This window comes from Tunturiibacter psychrotolerans (genome assembly GCF_051013365.1).
GTDB classification, from domain to species: Bacteria; Acidobacteriota; Terriglobia; order Terriglobales; family Acidobacteriaceae; genus Edaphobacter; species Edaphobacter psychrotolerans_A.
The window spans coordinates 5,883,305-5,905,587 of record NZ_CP132941.1 but is presented as its reverse complement, the minus strand read 5'-3'; the positions used below and the strand labels follow the sequence as shown (position 1 = coordinate 5,905,587).

Genomic DNA, 22,283 nt, shown 5'->3' with positions numbered 1-22,283 from the left:
GGAGAGCGAAGACACCTCAGCTATCGATTCGCTTCTCAACCCCTCGTTCACTCATATCGCAAAGCCTCCGCCGGCAACACCTTGGCCGCGCTCCCACTTGGATAAATCGTAGCAATCAGACTCACACCCAACGAGACTGCCGCCACAATCACCGCATCCCAAATCCGCGGCGCGAACGGCAGATAATCAATCGAATAAACCGCAGCATCCAGCCGGATAAACCGGTAGTGTCCACCCAGCCAGCTCAATCCATAACCCACAATCAGCCCCAACACCGTCCCAATCACCGAGATCAACAACCCCTGCATCAAAAAAATCCGACGCACCTGATCCGCCCTGACCCCAAAGCTCATCATCACTGCAATATCGCGCGTCTTCTCCATCACCATCATGGTCAGCGCAATCAAAATATTCAGTGCAGCCACGCAAACAATCAGCGCGAGCACAATAAACGTCACCACCTGCTCCAGCTTCAACGCACGAAACAGCTCCCGATTCTGCTCCATCCAGTTCGTTGTCTGAAACCCCTTACCCGCCGCATCTTCAATCGCCCGGCCAACACGATCAGCGTGATAAAGATCATCCACCTTGAAGCTGATCACCGAGATCAAATCTGGCTCACTGAACAGACTCTGCGCATCCGCCAACCGAAGAAACGCGTAGCTCGAGTCATACTGATAAAACCCTGACTTAAAGATCCCAGCCACTTGAAACCGCTCATACTTTGGCACCAGCCCCAGCGGTGTCAGCTCGCCCTGAGGACTCGTAACCAGCACACCATCCCCAACCTTTGCTCCCAACGTGTCCGCCATATCCTGCCCAATCACAATCGGCGGAATCTCTCGCGACACACCGTTCCCACAGTCATTTCGAGGACGCGCTCCATCCGCGCAAGGAGCCTCCCCCCGAGCCAACGGTTCCAGCGCCGATGCCGAACCCTGCACCACGCTCTGCAGCAGATCCCCCACGGTCTTCTCATCTGCCGGAATCACTCCCTTCACCAATCCGCCGCCACTCCGGGCACCCTTCGAAATGAGCACCTGCCCATACAATCCCGGAGCCGCCGCCACCACATGCGACACACCGCGAAGCCGCTCCAGCAACGGCCTCCAGTCCCGTATACCGTCACCCGCCACGCGCATCAGGTCAACATGCGAAGTCGACCCCACGAGCCGCTCCTGCAAATCCCTCCGCATCCCATTCGTAATCGCAAGTGCAATGATCAACGAAGCGACTCCAGCCGCAACCCCAATCACCGAAATAGCTGTGATCACTCCCACCACAGCCTGTCGCCGCTTCGCCCGCAGATAACGCGCCGCAATAAAAAATTCAAATCGCATCGAATCCCAGCTTACTATTCAGCTCCCTCAAGCGCCGAGCAACGCGAGGCCCGCACGCCTTTCACCCGTCTCATTAAGGTATACAAGTCACGAAGTGACCGCTCCACGCGCAGTGGGCCCGTCCGGCAGGACACGCGCATTAATGCGCTATTACCTTAGGCAGATTCCAATGCTTCGCCACAGCCACCATCCGCAACACAAAGCAACAAGCCCCACCCAAGGTCATCGCAATCGTTCGAGGCACCTTCAACGCCAGTCCAATTACCATCACCGCCGCTCCCACCAACGCAGCCGAAGCATAAATATCCGTATTCAAAATCCCCGGCACTCGCGCCATCAGAACATCACGAATCGTCCCACCGCCCACGCCAGTCAGCACGCCCATAAGCACAGAGATCATCGGATTGATTCCAAACTCCAGCGCCTTCCCCGCACCCGCCATCGCAAACAGAGCCAGTCCCGCCGCATCAAGGGTAATCATCAACTGCTGCGGCACATGTTGAAACGACGGAGAAAAACAAAACACCGCAGCCCCGCCCGCAAGCGCCGTCGCTCCATATCTCCAATCGCGGATACTGTTCGGAGGCACAGCGCCAATTAACAAATCTCTAACGGTGCCCCCGCCCAGTGCCGTCACAAACGACACGACCAGCAGCCCGAGCAGATCCAACTCGCCCCGAATTCCAGCCAGCGCCCCCTCGACTGCAAAGACAAACGTCCCTACGAGGTCAACCGCCAGCAGCACCACATCCTGCCCGTACTTCGGGAACCAGTCTCGCAGCGCCATTACCGCACAACCGCCTTCACAGCCACCACATTCTCGTACCGGTCGTACACTCTAACCGCCAGCACATGCTCCTTCGCATCGGTCACACTTGCAGGTGCGGCTGGCACAGCAACGGTAAAGTCATAGCGCTCCGCAAGCGAATCCGAAACCTTCCCCACGGGCTCCAGATACTGCCACGGTCCCGCATCGATCGAGTACTCTGCATGCGCAATCGGCGAAGTAGCATCGCGAGCCTCCAACGTCGCATGAATCGACTCCCCGGAGTATTCGTTCGCTTTTCCGGCGCCGCTCTTCGTAACAGACCGCACCATCGTCGCCGTCAGCACTCCAGGCACAGGCGGCGTAGTGTCCACGACAAACACCTCGCTTGCCCGTTCTCCTGTCAGCGCCTCCGCATCCGTATGGTTTGGCGCATCGCTCGCCATCACCTTCACCTCATAGCTACCATCCGGCAATAAAGGCGAATCGAAGCTGAACACCTTCTCCGAGATGTTGTCTTTCAACAGCCGCCAGTTCGCCTCGCCCACCCCGCGATACCACACAGCGAACATCAGGTCATCGCCGTTGTCATCATGCGCCATCCACCGAACCGTCACTGCGGTCTTATCCTTCTGAGCGGTCAGCGGAGTTGAACTCGCATCCGGTGAAAAGGTCACCGGCGCCGATCCTGAAGCAGCAGGGAAGGCCACCTGCACCGTCGCATTCGCCGGGACCGGAGTAACCGGCGTCACCCGCGCTCCTGGCTGTACCACCACCTCGTCCACCACCGGAGCAAGATTGCGCTGGAGATAATTCAATGCCACTGCATCCACCGTGCCGCTCGGCCGGAGGACTGCCTTCCACTGCACAAACCGTCCCGCCGGAACCGTAAAATTCCCACCCGTTCCAACCTTTACCCATTCGCTCCAACCCATCACAGGACTTTCGACGTTGCCGCTCCGCACAAACAGATCAAACCCCGCTGGCGCTCCGGCCCTTACCTCCGCACGTCCCCACTGCGAGAAGCTTTGCGCATCGAAGACATCGCTCGTATAGGTAGCCGCGGTTGCAACCGCATCGCCCAGTCGAAACACCTTCCCGCTATTGCTGGTAGCGATCAGCAGACCATCCTTCACTGCTGCAAAAGCCATCCCCTGCGATGCCTCCAGGTGTGCGACATCGCTAAACCGTCCTCCACCGTCCGTATCCACGCGATACACGCGGCCCCGATTTCCCGTGGCCGCCAGCAGGCTCCCATTCCGTACCGCTAGCGCGTACACCACATCATCCTTCAGCGTCAGCAGCTTCTGCGGAGCGCCGTCCGCCGCAATCTTGTAAATCTCAGATCCATCCGGCACCAGCGTATTCGCGCCAGCAGCCGTCGACGACCCTGGCTGCACAAATGTAATCGTCACCCCAACGCCGCCCGTCACCGGTAATGGAGGAAGCGTCGAGTGTCCTTTCGTCCCCACCCCCGCGGCATAAATATTCCCGGCGGCATCAGTCGCCAGCGCTGTAATCTCTCTCCGTCCCGCGGCGTATGCCGCAAACGGCTTCGCCCCCGCTGTCTGTGTCGCAAAACGATACACAACACCCGATCCATCCGACCCGGCCCACAGCATCCCATCCGCACCAAGCAGCAAACACCGAATGTGTTGATCAGCGGTCTTGAACAACACCTCTGCCTTACCGCCTCCCGCAGGCACTCGGTACACTACCGCCGGAGCTCCCGCCGCAACATACACCTCGCCACCCTTTCCCACCGCCAGGTCCCACAGATACTTCGGCTTCTCCTCCGTCGCCGCCGGATCGAACAGCACCGCCGCTGCTCCTCCATCCGCTGGAATCCTATACACCTTTCCATCCGGTGATGTCGCCGCGAGCACGCTTCCGTCAGCCGCGACACGAACCGCCTGAACCGCCAGCTCCTTCCCTGCAAAAATCTGCGTAGCCTTCCCCGCGGCTGTCACCTTCATAACCAATGCCGACCCTGCCGCCGAGCCCCCAAGCCCCACATAGCCGTTTCCGGTAGCATCGCTGGCCAGCGACCACGCGTAGCTCTTCCCGCTCTCATACATCAGGGAAGTCACGGGGCCTGGCTCCAGCCGCCCATCGCTGCGGATAGCCACACCCTCAGCGTTGCCCTTTTCCATCTCGTCGTAGCGCTCAACGCTCCACAGCTTCGTACCCTGCGCGCTCACCCACCCGGACAGCAGGGAACACCCCACCGCCAATCCCGTAACCAACACTCGTCGCATCATTCTGATCCTGAGTCTAAAGCACTTCGTCTTGGAAGGTACTTCCTTGAAGAATCAGTTCAAACTTCGGGTGATGCTGTTTTTAATGAGGCATTCAACATTTCTTGGACTAAGATCCTCCTCAAGAATCTATTGAGGCTAAAGTAGCGAGCGGAGAAGAGTGTCGCCTCTCCAAAGCAGCGGTTAGTTTATGCATTATGTGGCACTGCAAGGAGACTAATGCCACGAATTACTGTCCTGGTTCCCGTCTATAACGGAGCGTCTCATTTGGATGAGACGATAACTTCTTTGCTGGCTCAGACTTACAAAGACTTCGAACTTCTAGTCATTGACGACGGAAGCACCGACAACTCGGTCGAAATCATAAAGTCCTTCTCCGACCCGCGCATACGCATCATGCAAAAGGAGAATGGAGGGCTTTGCTCAACTTTGAATCGGGGCATACAAGCAGCTCGTGGCGAATACATTGCTCGTAGTGACCAGGACGACATCAGCTTTCCGCATCGATTGCATCGCGAGATGACGGTAGCAGACACCTATCCCAAAGCTCTTGCCATCTTCGCCTACAACACCAAGATCGGCGGGAAACATTCGTGGGCAAACTCAGATAAGCTGACGGCAACCAACGGTGTCAAACTCTACGATCCCATAAAGGATGGGTGCCTTCTGGGTTCTACCATGCTGGCTCGTACCTCGGCTCTGCGCGAGGTCGGTGGATTCCGGGAGCAATATTATCCCGTGGATGACTGGGACCTTGAGTGCCGTCTTGCCGAGAAGGGGCAGGTACTGGTGGTGTGTGAGCCTCTGGTCGCCTATAGATTCCATCGCGACGCCAACACCTACAGAATCTTCGCCGAGATGCAGCGAAAGAGATATTGGACAGAGGACTCACACCGTCGTCGAGTGCAAAATCTTCCCGAAATCTCGTTCCAGGAATTTCTCACCCAGCTGCCCAGAAATATCCCGGCAAGGCTTCAACGCCGCCGACTAGGTCTATGGAAACTTCACACCCGCATCGCTGGGCAGCATCTTCTCGACGGCAATTATCTGAGAGCAGCAGCCAATCTGACAGCCGCTTCGGTTCTTCACCCGATCGATATTTCGAAAAGAATTGGAAGGATGCTGTTCCGAGAAAGAATCCCAGTAACTCCCAGCGTCGAAACCTCCGTGGAGTGACTGTGGAGGGAATACAACTGCTTCCAGAATCTCCCGGCAGTAAGCACCGCAATAACGCTCAAATGAAAAGCCCAACCCCCTGAAGGGATTAGGCTGGGGTGTAAATAGCGGTGAAACCCCACCATTCATTGAAGTCCAGTAAGTCTCAGTTCGTCAGAACAGCCCGATACCGAACCTGGTTCTTCTTCACTTTGGTCACAGCGTCGTTCGCCTTCGCCATCGCAAACTTCTCGGTGACCGCTTTTATTCCATGCCGTGCCGCTACATTCAGCATCTCGCTCAGCTCATGCGGACTACCCGTGTTACTACCCGCAATCGCCTTCTGGCTGTGAATCAAGGACGCCCCCTGGATCTGCAGCGGCGAAGGAGACGCGCCAACGATGCAAAACGTACCCTTCGGACGCAGCGCACTCACATAGGCCTGCCAGTCCTGGTCCGCGCTCACAGTCGAAAGTAGAAAATCAAACGACCCTGCCACCTTCTTCAACGCGCCCGTATCCCGCGTATTTACGAACTCGTGCGCACCCAGCTCCTTCGCCTCCGCCTCTTTATCCTTCGAGGTCGAAAACGCCGTCACCTCCGCGCCAAATGCCTTCGCAAACTGCACACCGAGATGCCCAAGGCCACCAATTCCAATGACTCCCACACGCGACGAGGGCCGCACGCCATAGTTCATCAATGGCGCATAAACCGTAATGCCGCCGCACATCAGTGGAGCCGCATTTTCGCTCTCAATCGCCGTCGGAATTGGAACCGCAAACCGCGAGTTCACCCGAACTCTATCCGCGAACCCTCCGTTCCGGCCCACGCAGGTAGGCTGCGACTTCGCACACAGATGCTCTTGCCCCTGCCGGCACCACTCGCAGATCCCGCAGCTGTCCGCCTGCCAGCCGACTCCGACCCGCTCACCCATCGTACGGTCCTTCACCCCCGAGCCCACCCCCACAACGGTTCCCACAATCTCATGGCCCGGAATAAACGGATACTTGCTGATCCCCCAATCGTTATCGATCAGATGAACGTCGCTGTGGCACACGCCGCAATGTGAGATCTTGATCTCCACCTCATGGGTCTGCAACTCGCCCGGATCATACTTGTACGCCAGTAAATGTGCACCGGCCGCGTGCACCGCAAAGCCATGAATTTCACTCATTCGAAATCTTTCCTTTTAGCGCGGAACCTAACCGTCGCGCCTACCCTTTGATGCTACAACACCACCCAGAGCAAAAAAATCATCCACACGCTAATCGCACCATTGCAACAATCGTGTAACAAGATCTGCTTCAACACTTATTGGCCCGCGTATTCCCTCACCGTGCTACTTCACAATCATGTTCAGCACCTGCGAGCCACTCACAGCATACCCCGCATCGGTCGACCCGCCAGCAACTACACTCTCCCCCGTTAGTTGCATCTTCTGAGCATCTTTTAACGGCTCAAAAACATTCGCCATCGACAACGGCATCTGCGGCAAAGCCTCCCCCTCCAGCACCGCCTGAGTCGCATGATCCAGCAGGGTCACATACACGCGGTCGTTCGCGTGCATCCTGTTCAACGCCGCCACCGTATCTGCCAACCCCACGGACCGCTCCGCCCCGTTCTTCGTCGTCAATCGGTCCACTGTCGCGCCATCGCTCACCACCACCCGCATCGTTCCCGCGGCCAAATCCTCAGGCAGTTTCATCTTCACTCGCACCATCCGCGCCTCGGATTGGTACGGATGCACCATCGCCTCCACCTCAATCTCATCGCCCGCACGCACTTCCATTTTGCTCAGCCGCGCAGACTCCAACACCGCGGTCATCCTCGCAGGAATCGCCTCCGCCTTCAGCCTTACCCCCGTCACCACCGGTTGATCCAACGCATTCCCATAAACCTTGCTGAAGCGGTCGTTCACCAGCAGCGCCGCATTGATCGTCGCCGGGTTCAACTCATTCTGCGCCATCAACCCCTGCATCCGTACCGTCGGCAGACCCTTGACATCGATCTCGCCCGACAGACGATAGCTCAACTCCTCCGCCGCCGTATTGTTCGTCTGCAGACTTTGATACACCGACACCAGCATCGCCGAGGGTGTCAGCTGCCGGTTATCCAGCACCTCAAAGTGCAGCGTCTTAGCCTCTGCCTTTGCTCCCTTATCCGCTGGAGGAGGCACCACCTCTACCACCACCGGAATCATCCGCGCCTCCAACCCAAACCGCCCCATAATCGCCGAGGCCCGATCCTCCGTGAATGCCCCCACCGTCTCCGTCGTATTGATAATCTTGAACGCATTCAGCGGCGACGCCAGCGAAGCCAGCACCGTCGCCTTCGTCATAGGCATATCCACCGGCCCATACTGCGTTATCGGATGACCGCAAGCCAGCAGCCGCTTCGGATCCACATAGGTCACGGTACAAGTTCCCGCCATCGACAGGTCGCCCCGCACCAGCACCGCGCTCACAGCACTCCCCGGCACCAGCGGCTCCGGCTGCACCGCAGCAGAGTCCGCGCCACCCAGCCCAACCACCGGCGTCAACCCCATCGCCCTGAACCTGTCTCCAAACCGCTCCACCGTCTCCTGGCTAAAGCCGCCCATCACCAGGGGAGTCTCGATCGCCCGCATCTGCGGCTGCCCTTCAAAATCTTTGCTGACTGAAGCAAGCCTCATGCCCGCCGCGCCATCTTCATCCCGCACCTGCAGCATCGACTCGATGGGCGTAATCCCCGCAATCGGCTCTTTGCTGAACTGCCCAATCCGATAACTCAGCGCGCCCACCAGCCGCCCGTCGATATAGACGGGGCTTCCGCTCATTCCCGCCACCACACCCGTATACTCCGGCTTGTCCCCATGCAGCCGCGCCAGAATCATGTCCTGCCCCGGCCCCAGCGCATCCCGCAAAAGCCCTAGAATTTCCACCTGCATCGGCTCCGGATTCACCCCTTCGAACACCGTATAAGCGACGCCCCGCATCCCCCGCTTCACCTCAGCCAGCGGAAAGAACTTCGTCACGGCCGGGGCAGCCGAAGGCACCGGCACCGCCGCCCACCCCTCCCCACTCACCGTCTGAACCTGCGCCTGCGCCCCACCCACCAGCACAGAACTCCCCAACATCCCGCCCACTGCCAGGCCAACCATCCACAACCGAGTCTTTACCGCAGCCATCACGTCTACAGAGTACTAGAACGCTCTCATCAACGGCGATCCGCCGTACCCTATGCGAATATTGAGTCACCTATGAACCGGAGACAGCTCCTCACCGCCGCCTGCTGTGCCGCGCCTTCCATTCTGTTCTCCACCGGCGAGGCTCAATCGAAGCCATCCGCCAATCACTTCCAGGGTTCGCCCGAGCAAAGAAACTCACTCCGTAAAACCGGCGAAGCGATTCGTTTCGCCTTCGCAAAAGGCGATGTCAAAGAAATCCTCGCGTACCATCACCCCGAGGTCATCAAGGCTCTCGCCTACCAGAACTACATCGTAGGGATCGAAGCCCTCAAAGCAGATTTGCTAGGTACCTTTCGATCCTTCAAGCTGGAGTTCCTCGAAAACACCCCCGAAACCATTCTCTTCAATCAAGGCACTGCCGTAGAAATGAGTCTCTTCACCATCCAAAGTGTCTCCAAGACGGGCGGCCCACCCGCCATCTTCAAAGGACGTTCCATGGTCGTCTACGTCGAGTACCCTGCAAGCCCCACAGGCTGGGCCTCCATTCGGGAGACCATCCAGCCAGCATCAACCGTAAACTCATCAACAAACATTTAGCCTTAAGCGCCTACTCACCATAGGCAACGAAAACCCGTCCAACATTCGGAGTAAAGTTTCAGATGATGACAATCCTTCCGCATCTCAGGGCCCGCATCCTTCTCCTTCTCTCCTGCTCCATTGTCCTCACCCTGCCCGCCGCCTATGCCCAGGACAACTCTCAGGCGCCCCAGCAAACCAAACCCACCCCACCCTCTCCCGACGACGCCGGCCCCGACACCGACAACGGCACCATCGTCCTCAAAAAAAAGAAGGAAGCCGACGAGCCCCCGCCGCCCGCTCCCGTCGCCCCCAAGGTCAAAAATCCCGATAACGAGACCTTCTCCCTCCGCGTCGACGTCCCCATCGTAAACATCGACGCCAGCGTCATCCTCGACAAGACTCACCAGTTCGTCCCCGGCCTCAAGGCCAACAACTTCCTCATCCTTGAAGACGGAGTCCCCCAGACCATCACCAGCGTCCGCACCACGCAGACCCCCATCACCGCCGTCATGCTGCTCGAGTTCGCCGCCAATAGCTACTACCTCATCAACGACATGCGGAACGCCTCCTACAGCTTCTTCCGCACGCTGCGTCCCGATGACTACATCGCCGTCGTCACCTACGACCTGCGCACCCACATCCTCACCGACTTCACCAACAACAAAGAGCTCATCGCCCAGTCGCTCTCCTCTCTCGTCATCCCTGGCTTCTCCGACACCGACATGTTCGACGCCCTCTACGAGACCCTCGACCGCACCAGCCGAATCGAAGGCCGCAAGTACATCATCCTCATCGGATCTGGCCGCGACACATTCTCTAAGCTCACCCTCGACAAGATGCTGGCCAAAGTTAAATCCACCCAGAACATCACCATCTTCACCATCAGCACCGGAGCCATGCTGAATGAAATGCGTGGCGGAGGCGGCCCACGCGAACTCGACTACCTTCAGGCGCAAAATCAGTTACAAACCTTCGCCAGGATGACCGGTGGCCTCAGCTTCGCCCCCATCTTCCAGGGCGAACTCCCGGACATCTTCTCCCAGATCAACCAATCCATCCGCAACGAGTACATCCTCACCTACCGCCCCACCAACAACAAGAACGACGGCACCTACCGCAAGGTCAAAGTTCTTCTGGTCGACAACGAAGGCCACCCCCTCCGCATGCAGGACGAAAAGGGAAAACCCCAAAAATACTCAGTCATCGCCCGCGACGGTTACAACGCCAAACTTCCCGTCGAGTAGCGCCGCCTTATGGAGTAGTTCACGGCTGGCCCACATCAAAAGGCCACCGTCTCACGGTCGCATGTATTACCCGATTGTTTGGGCTTTGAAGCGGGCGGAAATCATTCCCAAGAATCTTGCGGAAGGTTTCAGCCTGCTCCGGCGACAGCTCTGCCCACTCCTTCAAAATCAGCCACGTCACCACCGGGCTACAGGGCGGAGTCGTTAGAGATCCGGGATACGTGAAGTATTGCGATGAATCGGTCAGCGCCTTCTCAAGATTTGGTTTTACCGTGACCTCCGCTGACGTCGTCTTTTCAGGCAGACCAGCATCAATCAAGGTTTTTAAGAACGCGTTCGACCTTCCAACCCTGTACAGCATTCCGATCACTGCAAAATCCGTATCCGAGTGCCTGAAGACAAAGTGCACTTCCATCACGCCATGCTTGCCCGCCACAGTGTGTTCCGAGACAGTATGAAAGTGAAACTGGAGGAGAGAGTAGTTGCGTCCATCCAAGGTCAAAGAACTCCCGAACGCAGGCGTAGCCTGAATCGTGTAACCCAGATTCTTCATCACGAATGGCGCCTCGACAAAGCTGACATCCAGAGGCCGAAGTGCCGGGTCTTCAACCACTGTTTCAATGTCAATCGGCGACTGTCGGGCAGAAGGCGACGGAGCGCATGCCGAAAACTCTTTTCCGTCTTTGCCGTGCAACTCCGGCCAGAAGCCCGGACCTTTATCTCCTGAGTAAGCAAAATCGTCAGCGTTGACACCAGCAGCGGCAGCGAGAATCTGCGCATGGGCTGAGATACCACACAAGGCACACACCAGGACAGCAAGAGCGAAATCTCTCTTCATCTATGAAATCTCCTTTCGGGGCCGGGATGCTCACTTTACCATGCGTTACGAAAACAGACCATAAAAATGGCCGTTCACAGTTACTCTATGAACGGCCCGATAAAGTCTGTTCAGATCATCAAACAGCCTTCTGCAACAACTCCCTCACCGCCGCCGCAATCTCCTCCACATGCGTCTCCAGCGCAAAGTGTCCCGTATCCAGAAACTGGACCGTCGCATTCGGAATATCCCGCTTGTAAGCCTCCGCCCCCGGAGGAATAAAGAACGGATCGTTCTTGCCCCAGATCGCCAGCAGCGGCGGCTTCGCCTTTCTGAAGTACTCCTGAAACTTCGGATATAACTTCACATTGTTCTGATAGTCCAAAAACAGATCCAGCTGAATATCCGTATTGCCCGGCCGATTCACCAGGGCATAATCCAGCCAGTACCCCTCAGGCTTGATGGCCTCAGGATTCGGCACCCCATGCACATACTGGAACTTAATCCCTTCGAAGCTAACCGCCGCCTTACGAACTTCCTCACGATTCGGGCCCGAAGGATCGCTCCAATACCTACGAATCGGCCCCCACGCATCACCCAGCCCATCCTCGTAAGCATTCCCGTTCTGCGAAACGATCGCCGTCACTCTCTCCGGATGAGCCATCGCCAAACGAAACCCTGTAGGCGCACCGTAGTCGAACACATACAACGCATACCGCTTCAAACCAAGCGCATCAGTAAACGCCACCATCGTCTTCGCCAACGCATCGAAGCTGTACTTGTACTGCCGTGTCTCCGGCACCTCAGTAAATCCAAACCCTGGCAGATCCGGCGCAATCACTCGGTACTTATCTGCCAGCCGAGGAATCAACTCGCGATATTGAAACGACGAAGCAGGGAAGCCGTGCAACAGCAGCACCACCGGCGCATCAGCCGGCCCAGCCTCACGATAAAACACACTCACACCATCGGCCTCAACGCGATGAACGGTAGTCAGCGGCACTTCTGAACTCTTGGACATAGCTTTTGTTCTCCTGGGACTTCCGATGTTCTTCAAGCCTTGTGAAAGGCCAGCTGGAACAGCGGTGCCGACCAATGCAAGCAAGCTGCCACCACCTGTAATGAAGTTGCGACGATCCATACTGTCCTCCAAACACAATTCAACTCCAACCACCGAAAATAAATTTCAGCGGTTACAAATAAGATGTAACCTGCCCAAAGAGGTTTCAGGAGTTACAATAAATAGCGGAGGAAATTCACCCCATGCCGAACGACTCCCAGCCCGTCCCACCTCTCACGCCACCGCGTGTGGCAGACCATCTCGCGCTCGAACTTCTTAATACGGTCTTCCTACTCAATGGCGAACTCGTAGATTCTCTCCAAACTGACAAAGACGTTCTCCGATGGCTTGCCGACAATGGTTGGCCGGTCAAGGATAATCTCGCGAACTCAAAACCTGACACCCTGCTGCACAGCGCCCGCACCTTACGTGAGGCGATCCGCAAGCTCGTCGAAACCAGAAAGGCAGGCAAGCGCGCCGACGTAGCCCACTTCAACGCCTTCCTTGCCGAATCACAAAGTCATCTCAAACTCTCACCCGGCAAAGGCGGAACCCTCAACCTCGAGCGCGAATGGAAGCAGCGAACCCCCGAAGAGATTCTCGCCCCCGTAGCCGAGGCCGCAGCTGAACTCCTCGCCACCGGCGACTTCAACCTGGTCCGCCACTGCGAAGACTCCGAGTGTGTCCTCTGGTTCTACGACCGAACCCGCTCTCACCATCGTCGCTGGTGCAGCATGGCCACCTGCGGCAACCGCAACAAAGTCGCCGCCTTTCGTAAGCGCCATCAGGCAGAAAATTAGCCCCACGCCAGCAACGTTACCGAGGTCGCGGTATCGTCAAATCCAGGTCCATGGCAGTCATCTGCTTGGTCACCAAAATAATCTGCCCCACGTGCTGCTGCACATGACCCACCACTTGGTAGATCGCCTCCAGCACGCTCACGTTCCGCCCCTGCGGAGTGATCCTCTCCGCCAGTCGCTCCGCCGGCACCGCCGCAATCACACCCTTTGCCTCATCGAACGTCGAACGGAACAGCGCAATCAGTTCCTCTCCACTCATCCCCCCATCGGCGCTAAACTCCGCATCCCGCACCCGCACATCCGGCGCCCCGCCCACTCCATGCATAATCCACTGCCGCGCATTCCCGCAAAGATGCAGCACCAGATTCCCCACAGCATTCTCATGCGCCCCCTGCCGCTGCCACACCTGCTCGTAGCTCAGCTTTCGCAAACAAGCCTCAAAGCACTCAGTCATCATGTCGAGTCTGCGACAGGAAACATCAAGAAAATCGGCAGCAACAGCATCAAGCGTCGTAGTCATCCCAGCATTCTAACCCGCACCACTGCGTCAGACGTTGACGGGATAGGAGATAGGGGGCTCCAAAACTGCCTCCCCCTGTAGGATGGTGGTTCGGAAATGCTTCTTGGCTCTAGGAGAGAAATGGACTGGGAAAAGGTAGCGCAAATCTATGAATCGTACTTTCAATTGCAAGATCTACGTAACTTCGAGGAAAGGCTGTCGCGCCCTTTCGTATGGGGTAGTTTAACTCTCGATCACACTCACGCTTCACAGTTTGCTGTCGAACTGAACCGTCTCGGGCTAGAAGCTGGATTGGAGAAGGGGCTGCTGCAGGAAAGGGTTGCAAAGCGGGTACTTGACCTCGAAAGACTGAAAACAATTGATGCCAACACTCCTAAAGCGACAGCAAAGGCGAGGGAGAGGCAGACCGGACGGGTGCAGAATCCATTTCATGACTTTGTTACCGAAGAGATCCGAAAATTGGGCGACAAAATAAAAGCTATTCCTACCAACGTCGAAAAATCGAGTTGCGCATTGAAAACACTACTGAAAACCCGCGAATGGGTGTTGAATGACGAATTGCTGGATGTGATCGTCTTCATGCGGAAAGAAATCAGCGACGATCTCATTCAAGATGTAATTGCTGACTGGACAAAGGATCGCAACAAGAACATTCAGGACCCCGTTCGACCTTTGAGCAGTATTTTCTGGTCCGCACCGAGCGGCAAGTTTGTCGAGTGGGGCGTCTCACGATACAGATTCGCGGAGCATTTTGATGTCGGAGGTTTCGAAGACGCATTCAGTGATTTCGAAAGAGAATTGTCGGGTCTCCTGTCTGAGGATGTTGGATCGTCCGGCATTCGCTCTCTTTGTTTCGATTTGTTGATGATGAGTCGAAGTTCAAAGCTGACCGTAGGACTCAGTGACGAAATCGAAATCGTGTTGAAACGCGTGTACGAAAGTGCCGAAGACGAAAAGTGGGAAGAAGCTGAAGTTCGTCCTGGAAGCCCATACAAGGTGGCGCCGAGTGTCGCGACAACCGCAGTCGCCTGCCTGGCAATCTTGAGACTCTCAACATCCGATTCCCAGAAGAAGCTCGCTGTGGCTGCTGCCAAATGGCTACTTCAGCAACAAACAAATGAAGGTGCCTGGTGTACCGATTTCGAAGTGAATGCAGGAATTAAGAAGCAACCGGATGTGTTTATAACAGTAGTTATCTGTGAGGCACTGGCACGGGCCGGATTGCCGGGTATTTCACATGCTCTCAAAAGTGCGAAAAGCTGGTTGATGTCACAGCAAAACGAAATTGGGTTCTGGCAGGAAGACGGATTCAACTATTCTCTTTGTACCGTGATTGTTTTAGAAGCGCTAAATTCACTCCAATCCCTCCCATCTATTCCTACTGATCCTTACTTCATCGCAGCCCAGGGGTTTCTTCGAAGATCCTTTAGGTTTCTGCGAGAGGACAACCCCACATCGCGAAGGCTGGCTGTCATAGCGGCGCACCAAGGGTTAGAGTCTTTGCTTTACTCCTTTCTCAATCACGAACAGAAGAAGATTTGGAGAGACCACGCGGAGACAATCGGCTTCAGAGAAGCATTAAAGGTTTTCCAGGAGCACCTGAAGTTTAAGAAACTCCTGAACGTCAACGAGATCATTCCATATCGAAGCCAACTTGAATCGCTCGCACATCTGAGGGATGAGATTATCCACAAGGCGGCTGATGTCACGGAGGCCAGTGTGCGACCGTTAATAGAAGTGACATGGCACTTTGCGTCGAAATACTCGCGCGAGATACTCAAAGTTGATCTGTTGTACTGATCGGAAACAGGCTGCGTTTCTATTGGGTTCTCTTTTGTGGGAGGACGTGGGACGAAATAGATACGTTCCGAAGATCGTTTTGATCAAATATTTTGACTGCTCTCCAGCATAGAGAAGTTGGACTGTAACCGCTGCCACGCGTAACTCATATTGTGGCAGCGGTTTAGGGAGAGTATGGGGCTTGACCAGATTTTGGTAATTTGGTTACGAGCCGCAGGTAAGAGCAGCGCGAAGTCAAAGCAAAATGCCCTTACGGAGATTAGCAAATTTGTTGAGGGGCACACGGCAAAGAAGCACGTTTTGTAGACAATGTTCACTCCAAGTCTCTTGCATGGCTGCGACGGTCGAATATTAACGTGTACTTGATTATTCCCGGAGTGTATAATTCGCCTCGCAGAAAGATCCAAAACATACAGGGCCCTTCTTGTTGTTGTTCCCCAGCACGACGCGAAGAGGAGAACTTTAGAGTATGCCCAGTGATCATCTCAGCATCGACGAATTTCTGAAAGATCAATCCAGCTCAAAATTTACCGCTACGGTCGAGGCGATAGAAGACAAGCCCGATCTTGTGAAAGTAACTCCGTGGGTAGCAGCCAGCAGGACGTGCTTGTGTCATTTAGCGATAAATGTTCGAAAATCTTCCCTTGAGGGCGTAACGCCTACCGGCGACACCCATGTTTGTTGTGGTAAAAGTCTCAAAATCGTGGAATTGCATTTCAAAAAGGGCGAAACCCTTACAGCAGAAGATGTTTTCAGCCAGCTGAGTGCGTCTGCGCGGGGATCGGCAGAGTCCCACCATACAGGACACGGACAATTGCCGTCGAACCCTATGCCGGGAGTGTCATACAGCCTATATTCACCTCACTTTAGCCGACATCCGCAGTCACATATGCGGCCCCCCCTTGATTGCAGTATTCAGCTGCATGAATGCAATTCGAATTGTCTTCCGCTCCCGGATGGCAGGGAGTGTCAGGAGATTTGTCAAATTGGCTATCAAGCGTGTATTGCAGCCCATCAGCCCCCACCACCTCCACCCCAACCCCCACCCCCGTCGCCGTCACATCCTTCTTTTTGCTACCGACTTGCTCAGGAGTGCTATTTAGCCTGTAATCACTACGAATTCGGAATGCGTACAGCTTGTCAAGCCGCATGTGCCGAACGTTATCGATTGTGCTTAGGCCATTGAGTGAAGGAGGTCTGATGTCCAAATTGATGAACGTCGAGGAATTGATTGCCAGTCAATTAGAGTCCGTAAACACTGCAACCGTTGAGGCGATCGACGATAAACCGGCATTCGTTAGAGTCACGCCCTGGACTCGATCATCTGGATGTCTCTGTCATTTGGCGCTGGATATAAGAAAATCGTTGGTGGCAGGTGTCAGCCCGACCGGTGATACTCATGTCTGTTGCGGCAAGACGCTAAAAGTCGTCGAGCTCCACTTCAAACAAGGTGAAACCATAGCTATAAATGATGTGTTTGGACAGCTGCATAAATCGGCAATCGCGGCTGCGTCGTCGCAAGGTTTCGCGCAGCCTCAGTATGCGCCTGGGCGCGGCCCAGATTACAGGCCTCCCTTCAACTGCTTAGCGCTTAGCCGTTGCTTGGACAGTCCCAGCTGTGGCGGCAATATTTTTTGTCAGGATTGTGACTTTTACAGACTGGCTTGCACTCCGTGGGCCTCAGTTCCAGCGATGCCTTTCTGGCACGGTGGGTGGTAAACGTTATTCATTGGATCGTTTTCGCGGCATCGTGGGAACGATGCTAGTTGGATCGGATCACTACTCAGAAGTCCGATTCCGTCCAACCAAATACCATTAAGCACCATTGCAGAAAATAGCCTGTAAACGCTCCTGATTCTTGGCATGCGGCCTGCTGCGTCCTGCGCGAATATCCAGCAGAGCACGTCGAGAGAGTCCGCCTTCACTGATCAACGTCTTTAGAGGCAACCGTTTCAACACGGGCAAAATCTTCGTTTGCCACTCATCCCGGCTCTGGTCTATATATTCCGTGTAAATGCTCTCGCCGCAATGCACGAGTCCCGCATCGACATCTTCCAGGTGGTTGGACTCTTTGCCAATGTATTTAATTTGATCGACGGTGACGTGCCGACGTTGGAGCAATCCGACTGTCTGCTTGTCACAGGGATTTCCCGTTGCATCTGCGCATTTCGATTCAGGATGAAATTCATATTCACAAAGGACGTCCCCGTACGTCTTGACCAGGGCCGTTCGCGCGCTTCCCGTGTGCGCGGAGGTCGAAATCCGATAACTATTCCCAGAATATTGATCAATCCAGTCCGTCTTGAGCCACTGCGACGACCTGTTGTTGTACGGCGCAATGAGGTGGAAGTGTTCAGGGTCCGCTCCTTTGGGATGACCGAACGGCTTCACGTGGCAAGTTAGCAAGAAATTGAATGGTTTGATCTGTTCCGAGTAGGGTTTACCCTCGTTCAGTTTTGCCAATGGCCGGATGACAGCGGGACTGCTTACCGTGACGCGACCAACAGCAGGCCGATCTTCAAATCCGAAAGCCACCGCCGGTAAACCGAATGCATTGCGCACCATATTCAGCCATACCTGTCCGACCCATTTCCGGTCGTCACTTTCGGGATCGGTTGGATTTAGTAGATGCCCAAGGCCATGCTCAGACCATCGATCCTCATCGTTGTTGACTCCCTTTCTGAGCAGTTCAGGATTGCCATGTTTGTCTTTGAGGAACAGGGCATACCGCTTGGCGGAGATTGCGTAGCAGTAAAGTTGCCGCTACTTTCCAGTTTTCGGCTCAAAATTATCTCCTTCGATTTTCAGAACTGATCCAGGTATTGCATCCCGGTCGTAAGGATTGAGAGCTTCAAACCGCTTAGCAATCTCCTCAACCTCTTTCCACGAGAGGGCTCTGATCGCGGGCTGGCCATCTTTTAGATACGATCCGCCTGGACATGGAATGAGTCCGCCGCGCTCTGTCGCCACGATTGCCATGGAGTCGGTATCTTCCATTGCATACGTGCCACCTTGCTCCGAAACACAATGTTCTAGTAGCGACAGCATGAGTCGTGCACCGCTTGTAATCAGAGCTGCGAGGGGTGGAAAGCAGTATTTGCCTGGAATATCTGGATGTTTGACCTTGCAGGTAAACGGATCAGGATCGATACCGTGACAAAGAACATTCACTCTCTCGTCCGATTCCTGTGGGTTCATCTCTGCGTAAATGCCGTAGCTTGTGGAATTCGCGAGCACTTTGAGGGCTTTGTCCAGCCGGCCCTTTTCAGACTTTGGCATGTCTGTGCGAGAAGCCAACCTTTTGCGCTCCTCAATGACGACTTTGAAGAGATCCTGATTGCGAGGGTCAACCTTGATCGCCTTGCGGAGACTAATTGGTTTTAGTCCCTTAGATTTGCCTTTTGCCTTCAACCGGAAGGCAGCGACGATCTTCGGAACGCGACCAGCTAGAATCACGGACGCAACGACATCAGGTAATGCAAACCAGAGCGCAGTCGAGTTCTCTGCGTCGCTGTACATGTGATTTACGCCTACCTGCCAATCATTGCTTGCGGTGGCGTATTTGCTCCTGGAAGGCAGAATATCGCCGTCGGGGATTATTTGGACAAACGCCGTGAGATTTTTCCAGGTATCCGGATTAAATAAATAATCAGCCGAAACGCAATTGAGAAATTCGGTTATTTCCTTTTCGCAGTGCTCTTCAATTGTGATTTCCCGAGCCGTCACGAATTCCCAGAGACCCATATTGATATTCACGATTGGATACATCGAAAGAAAATCCGTATAAACCACCGGTTTTGGATTTTTTCTAATATGTGCGCTCGTGCGTCCGCCAAAAAACGCGGATTGAGCGTAACCGAGATATTTCTTCGGAAAATCAGGCTGTCTCTCAAGAATTGGCGTAATTCCCATTGCATGCAGGTGAGCTTTACCAATCGAAGCTGGTGAATATGCTTTTGTTGGCTGCAGCTCTATCGGATGTTTATCAAATTCCGCAAGCAGCTTTTCCGCCAATTCCGCCGTGGCCAAAACGTCTCGCCGGTTGTAGTCGATGTATTCGCTTGTGATATCGCCATTGTGTTCAGCATGTTGTTTTCCGTGCTCCACTTCGAATGCTTCACACGCATCCGCCAGAGAATATCCCCTGTCCGTTAAGGCAAACGCTAACGTTCGCAAATCTAGGAAATGCCCGCGGAATTTAGATCCCTCCTCAGGCTCACCCGTTGGCGATCCTTCAGGAATGAGATCCTCGGGATCACATCCGTTCCGAGCCGTGAATCCCTTGAGAGCCCGTTTTCCATCGATGTGTTTTATGCATATTCTTGGCCTAAATCGGTTTTCGAGTTCGTTACCGAACTTGTCAACATAAGGCCAAAGGCTGAAGGAGAAGCCCCCAGCGAACCGTCCACGTGCCGCAGTGGCATCGCGAGCGATTCGTGACAAGTCGAAGGGGAGATTGAAACCGACCAGAAGACAGCGGCCTTTGTACACAGCCAAATAAAACTTTGAAACAAATTGATTCAGTGTGAGGAGCTTTAATTTTGTGTTGTTAGCTTCTGCCGGATGCTCCGCAGCGTAACGTTCAAGAACTTTGCGGTCCTGGTCTGGTAAATCGTTCGGGAAGAATAATCCTTCTTCCTGGCATTCCCCATTGATCAAAAATTGATAGCTGCCGAAGGTGAGGCGTTGCGTAGCATCGACCCGCGTCTCCGTATCGAACACCAGCATCGCATTGGGTCCTCTCCATTTGTTGCGCTTCTGGTTGCTTGCTCGTGAATCTTCGGCGGGGGAAATTTCTTTCTCAGGATAAACGCGGACTGCAATCGGGAGTGAACTGATTCGTGACATTTGTTCTTACCCTTTCCTCGCAAATTGAGCTATAGGTGTACCGAACCACCAATTTGGTCCGAGTCTTTCGATCAGAACTGCACTCAGCAACTCCAGCATCTCGGCGATCCAGTGCAGTAGTTCCTCGATGAGGTAACAAACTGTTTCGGTGAATCCTCGAATGCATCCGGCAGCAACTCGAAGCGGGCAGCCTTTAGGATTTTCGAGCGTTTCTTTCGGCCAGTCGTACTGACCCACGCTCAACACGGACCGATGATCGTTTGCCGGTATAGCCACCGTGACGTGGCTGTTCGATTTTCCTGCAACATGATGGTTATCCATGATGGTGTGACCCCTCTTTGTCCGTAGACATTCGGCACAGATCCCGCTACGTCCAACCAACGCTTCAATCCGTGTCTCGCCGCATCTGCAACGATTGTTAATTCCGACACGGCGCGCAGTAGTCGACTTGCGTTGGTAGGCCTTGATGGGTCTCGTTGCGGCTGCATATTCTTCATGTGGTCCTCGCATACAGGGATTCGAACGACAAAACACCAGCGGACCCCAAGCGGTTCAATGCACTGAGATCTACCGACAGCGGAATATCCACACCATTTGCATCTCTGATGTGCTTGCCCTGGAACTTCTTGAGTCGCGATGCGTCGCCAGTCTGCAAATAGCGATGGAGGGCGTTCCAATATTCGGCAAGCAGCGTAACTTGCTTGGAACCCTTCACTGCGATGTCGCGTGTTCCGTCCGGTGTCGGGATCATGACCAGTCGCAGCAGACTGTCCGACTTCTTAGCTGCGTACTTGCCGTTCTTCTGTTTTTGCAATGCTGTTTTGCCCCACCTGGTTACAGTGCGTGGGCTAATGCCTGCGTCGCGCGAAGCCTCGGCGAGAGAAATCTTCTCGCGTCGCATCTTCGATACCACGCCGAGAACTCGGTCCCAGGTGTCCTTGAACTTTTCCGGCTTTGCGAGGTATTGGGCTTCTGTGCGAGGAGCGGCGACCTTCGCTCTGGCTCGCGATTGATGAGCAACCTTCTTGGCTTTCGGCAATGATCCCTTCCCGGCCTTCTTTGTTAAAGCTTGCGCTCTGCTCTGAGCTGAGGGGTTTTTGACGACGCGCCACCCGTCACCCCGCTGGCACTTTTCGAAATTTTAGCCACTTGTTTTGTTTTGCGATGTGCGTTCATGCAGTCGAGATTGCGGGATTCGCTAGGCCTATACAAGACCCCTGGCTGATGTGATCCGCTGCAGGTCAAAACATCTACTTAGCTGTTTTGGCCCAAATTGATCGCCAACGTATCGGGTTTGATAGCCTGAGATGCCACCCATACATTTACGGAGATTCGCATTCTTGAAAGAAGAGACGCAGCAAGAGATTCTGAAAGTCTTGGATGGGCTGATGAGAGACCTTTCCGCTTGGTTGCGACAACTGGGTCTCAGCGAGGAACAAGCTATTGCTCAATTTAATGCGGCCATGCGTGAAAATGGGATTTTGGCAAATCTGATCCTGAATCGAGTGGATGACGTTCTTCCGGTGAAACGCTCGGGCAGGACCGAGCCTCCGCAGCTCGAACAAGAACTTGCTCTATTCCGATCAGGAGAATTTGCGGATCGGCTTTTGAGACAATCCGAACCGACAGCCGAAGAACTAGATCAGATCGGATCTCTGAAGAATGTTTTAGCTGATCTTCGTAGCCGGATGCAGGATTCAGCGAAGGGTGGACCACGCCATAAAACGGGCGGTCGACCTAACGTGCTGGAAGATCCGGCGGAGCGTGCAAAGATTCGTGAAATGATCAGAAGTCTTCGTGGCCCCGGTGTCAGACTTCAAGATCTGTTCCAACGCATGGCCGACAGATACGGGGTGAGCGACACTTCCATCAAACGGATTTGGCTGGAAAAGACCGACTAAGATTGCATTTGGTCGTGTAGAATTGGTCT

Annotated in this window: 19 protein-coding genes; 6 read left to right on the top strand and 13 right to left on the bottom strand. The window is 54.7% G+C overall.

Going from position 1 to position 22,283, the window contains the following annotated elements:
* Positions 1 to 47 precede the first annotated feature (47 nt).
* The 3 genes from RBB76_RS25130 to RBB76_RS25120 form a co-directional block, all read right to left on the bottom strand.
* Positions 48 to 1,340 carry an FtsX-like permease family protein gene (locus RBB76_RS25130; protein WP_429633861.1) on the bottom strand — a complete coding sequence of 431 codons (1,293 nt, stop codon included), beginning with the start codon at positions 1,338 to 1,340 and terminating at the stop codon, positions 48 to 50.
* Between the two features lie 139 nt (positions 1,341 to 1,479).
* Positions 1,480 to 2,127, bottom strand: coding sequence for a trimeric intracellular cation channel family protein (locus RBB76_RS25125; RefSeq protein WP_429633859.1), 648 nt, complete (start codon positions 2,125 to 2,127; stop codon positions 1,480 to 1,482).
* Complete coding sequence (locus tag RBB76_RS25120; RefSeq protein WP_429633857.1) at positions 2,127 to 4,367, bottom strand: hypothetical protein; 2,241 nt, start codon at positions 4,365 to 4,367, stop codon at positions 2,127 to 2,129. Before RBB76_RS25120 ends, RBB76_RS25125 begins: the two co-directional genes overlap by 1 nt.
* Positions 4,368 to 4,583: 216 nt before the next feature.
* Here RBB76_RS25120 and RBB76_RS25115 point away from each other — a divergent pair, with 216 nt between their 5' ends.
* Positions 4,584 to 5,540, top strand: coding sequence for a glycosyltransferase family 2 protein (locus tag RBB76_RS25115; protein WP_429633855.1), 957 nt, complete (start codon positions 4,584 to 4,586; stop codon positions 5,538 to 5,540).
* 145 nt (positions 5,541 to 5,685) lie between these two features.
* Here RBB76_RS25115 and RBB76_RS25110 read toward each other — a convergent pair whose 3' ends face one another.
* Positions 5,686 to 6,693 carry an NAD(P)-dependent alcohol dehydrogenase gene (locus tag RBB76_RS25110; RefSeq protein ID WP_429633853.1) on the bottom strand — a complete coding sequence of 336 codons (1,008 nt, stop codon included), beginning with the start codon at positions 6,691 to 6,693 and terminating at the stop codon, positions 5,686 to 5,688.
* 165 nt (positions 6,694 to 6,858) lie between these two features.
* Positions 6,859 to 8,685, bottom strand: coding sequence for a SpoIVB peptidase S55 (locus RBB76_RS25105; protein WP_429633851.1), 1,827 nt, complete (start codon positions 8,683 to 8,685; stop codon positions 6,859 to 6,861).
* Positions 8,686 to 8,757: 72 nt separating this feature from the next.
* Here RBB76_RS25105 and RBB76_RS25100 point away from each other — a divergent pair, with 72 nt between their 5' ends.
* Together RBB76_RS25100 and RBB76_RS25095 are read left to right on the top strand one after the other, a co-directional pair.
* Complete coding sequence (locus tag RBB76_RS25100) at positions 8,758 to 9,282, top strand: hypothetical protein (RefSeq protein ID WP_429633849.1); 525 nt, start codon at positions 8,758 to 8,760, stop codon at positions 9,280 to 9,282.
* Between the two features lie 62 nt (positions 9,283 to 9,344).
* Positions 9,345 to 10,508, top strand: a complete 1,164-nt coding sequence (locus RBB76_RS25095) for a VWA domain-containing protein (protein WP_429633847.1) — start codon at positions 9,345 to 9,347, stop codon at positions 10,506 to 10,508.
* A 19-nt stretch (positions 10,509 to 10,527) separates the two neighbouring features.
* On the opposite strand, the gene RBB76_RS25090 is transcribed toward RBB76_RS25095, so the two are convergent.
* Positions 10,528 to 11,346 (bottom strand): carbonic anhydrase, encoded by an 819-nt coding sequence (locus RBB76_RS25090; protein WP_429633844.1) that lies wholly within the window; start codon positions 11,344 to 11,346, stop codon positions 10,528 to 10,530.
* A gap of 118 nt (positions 11,347 to 11,464) precedes the next feature.
* Positions 11,465 to 12,346 (bottom strand): alpha/beta fold hydrolase, encoded by an 882-nt coding sequence (locus tag RBB76_RS25085; protein ID WP_429633842.1) that lies wholly within the window; start codon positions 12,344 to 12,346, stop codon positions 11,465 to 11,467.
* A 242-nt stretch (positions 12,347 to 12,588) separates the two neighbouring features.
* Here RBB76_RS25085 and RBB76_RS25080 point away from each other — a divergent pair, with 242 nt between their 5' ends.
* Positions 12,589 to 13,185: a CGNR zinc finger domain-containing protein gene (locus RBB76_RS25080; protein ID WP_429633840.1), complete on the top strand. Its 597-nt coding sequence runs from the start codon at positions 12,589 to 12,591 to the stop codon at positions 13,183 to 13,185.
* 16 nt (positions 13,186 to 13,201) lie between these two features.
* Here the strand turns inward: RBB76_RS25080 and RBB76_RS25075 are convergent, their stop codons facing one another.
* A complete protein-coding gene (locus RBB76_RS25075; RefSeq protein ID WP_429633838.1) occupies positions 13,202 to 13,705 on the bottom strand; it encodes a DinB family protein in 504 nt (167 codons plus the stop codon).
* Between the two features lie 120 nt (positions 13,706 to 13,825).
* Between RBB76_RS25075 and RBB76_RS25070 the strand changes: the two genes are divergently transcribed.
* Entirely contained in the window at positions 13,826 to 15,505 is a 1,680-nt protein-coding gene (locus RBB76_RS25070; RefSeq protein WP_429633836.1) for a prenyltransferase/squalene oxidase repeat-containing protein, read from the top strand.
* A gap of 866 nt (positions 15,506 to 16,371) precedes the next feature.
* On the opposite strand, the gene RBB76_RS25065 is transcribed toward RBB76_RS25070, so the two are convergent.
* From RBB76_RS25065 to RBB76_RS25045, 5 genes are all read right to left on the bottom strand, one after another.
* Positions 16,372 to 16,566, bottom strand: coding sequence for a hypothetical protein (locus RBB76_RS25065; protein ID WP_433963488.1), 195 nt, complete (start codon positions 16,564 to 16,566; stop codon positions 16,372 to 16,374).
* Positions 16,567 to 17,320: 754 nt separating this feature from the next.
* Positions 17,321 to 18,070 carry a hypothetical protein gene (locus RBB76_RS25060; RefSeq protein ID WP_429633834.1) on the bottom strand — a complete coding sequence of 250 codons (750 nt, stop codon included), beginning with the start codon at positions 18,068 to 18,070 and terminating at the stop codon, positions 17,321 to 17,323.
* A 198-nt stretch (positions 18,071 to 18,268) separates the two neighbouring features.
* A complete protein-coding gene (locus RBB76_RS25055; protein WP_429633833.1) occupies positions 18,269 to 20,353 on the bottom strand; it encodes a DNA polymerase in 2,085 nt (694 codons plus the stop codon).
* 6 nt (positions 20,354 to 20,359) lie between these two features.
* Positions 20,360 to 20,674, bottom strand: coding sequence for a hypothetical protein (locus RBB76_RS25050; protein ID WP_429633831.1), 315 nt, complete (start codon positions 20,672 to 20,674; stop codon positions 20,360 to 20,362).
* A 172-nt stretch (positions 20,675 to 20,846) separates the two neighbouring features.
* The gene (locus tag RBB76_RS25045; RefSeq protein WP_429633829.1) at positions 20,847 to 21,392 is read right to left on the bottom strand and encodes a hypothetical protein; all 546 of its coding nucleotides are present in this window, start codon (positions 21,390 to 21,392) and stop codon (positions 20,847 to 20,849) included.
* Positions 21,393 to 21,693: 301 nt separating this feature from the next.
* On the opposite strand from RBB76_RS25045, the gene RBB76_RS25040 reads away from it, so the two are divergent.
* Positions 21,694 to 22,254 carry a hypothetical protein gene (locus tag RBB76_RS25040; protein ID WP_429633827.1) on the top strand — a complete coding sequence of 187 codons (561 nt, stop codon included), beginning with the start codon at positions 21,694 to 21,696 and terminating at the stop codon, positions 22,252 to 22,254.
* The last annotated feature ends 29 nt before the right edge of the window (positions 22,255 to 22,283 follow it).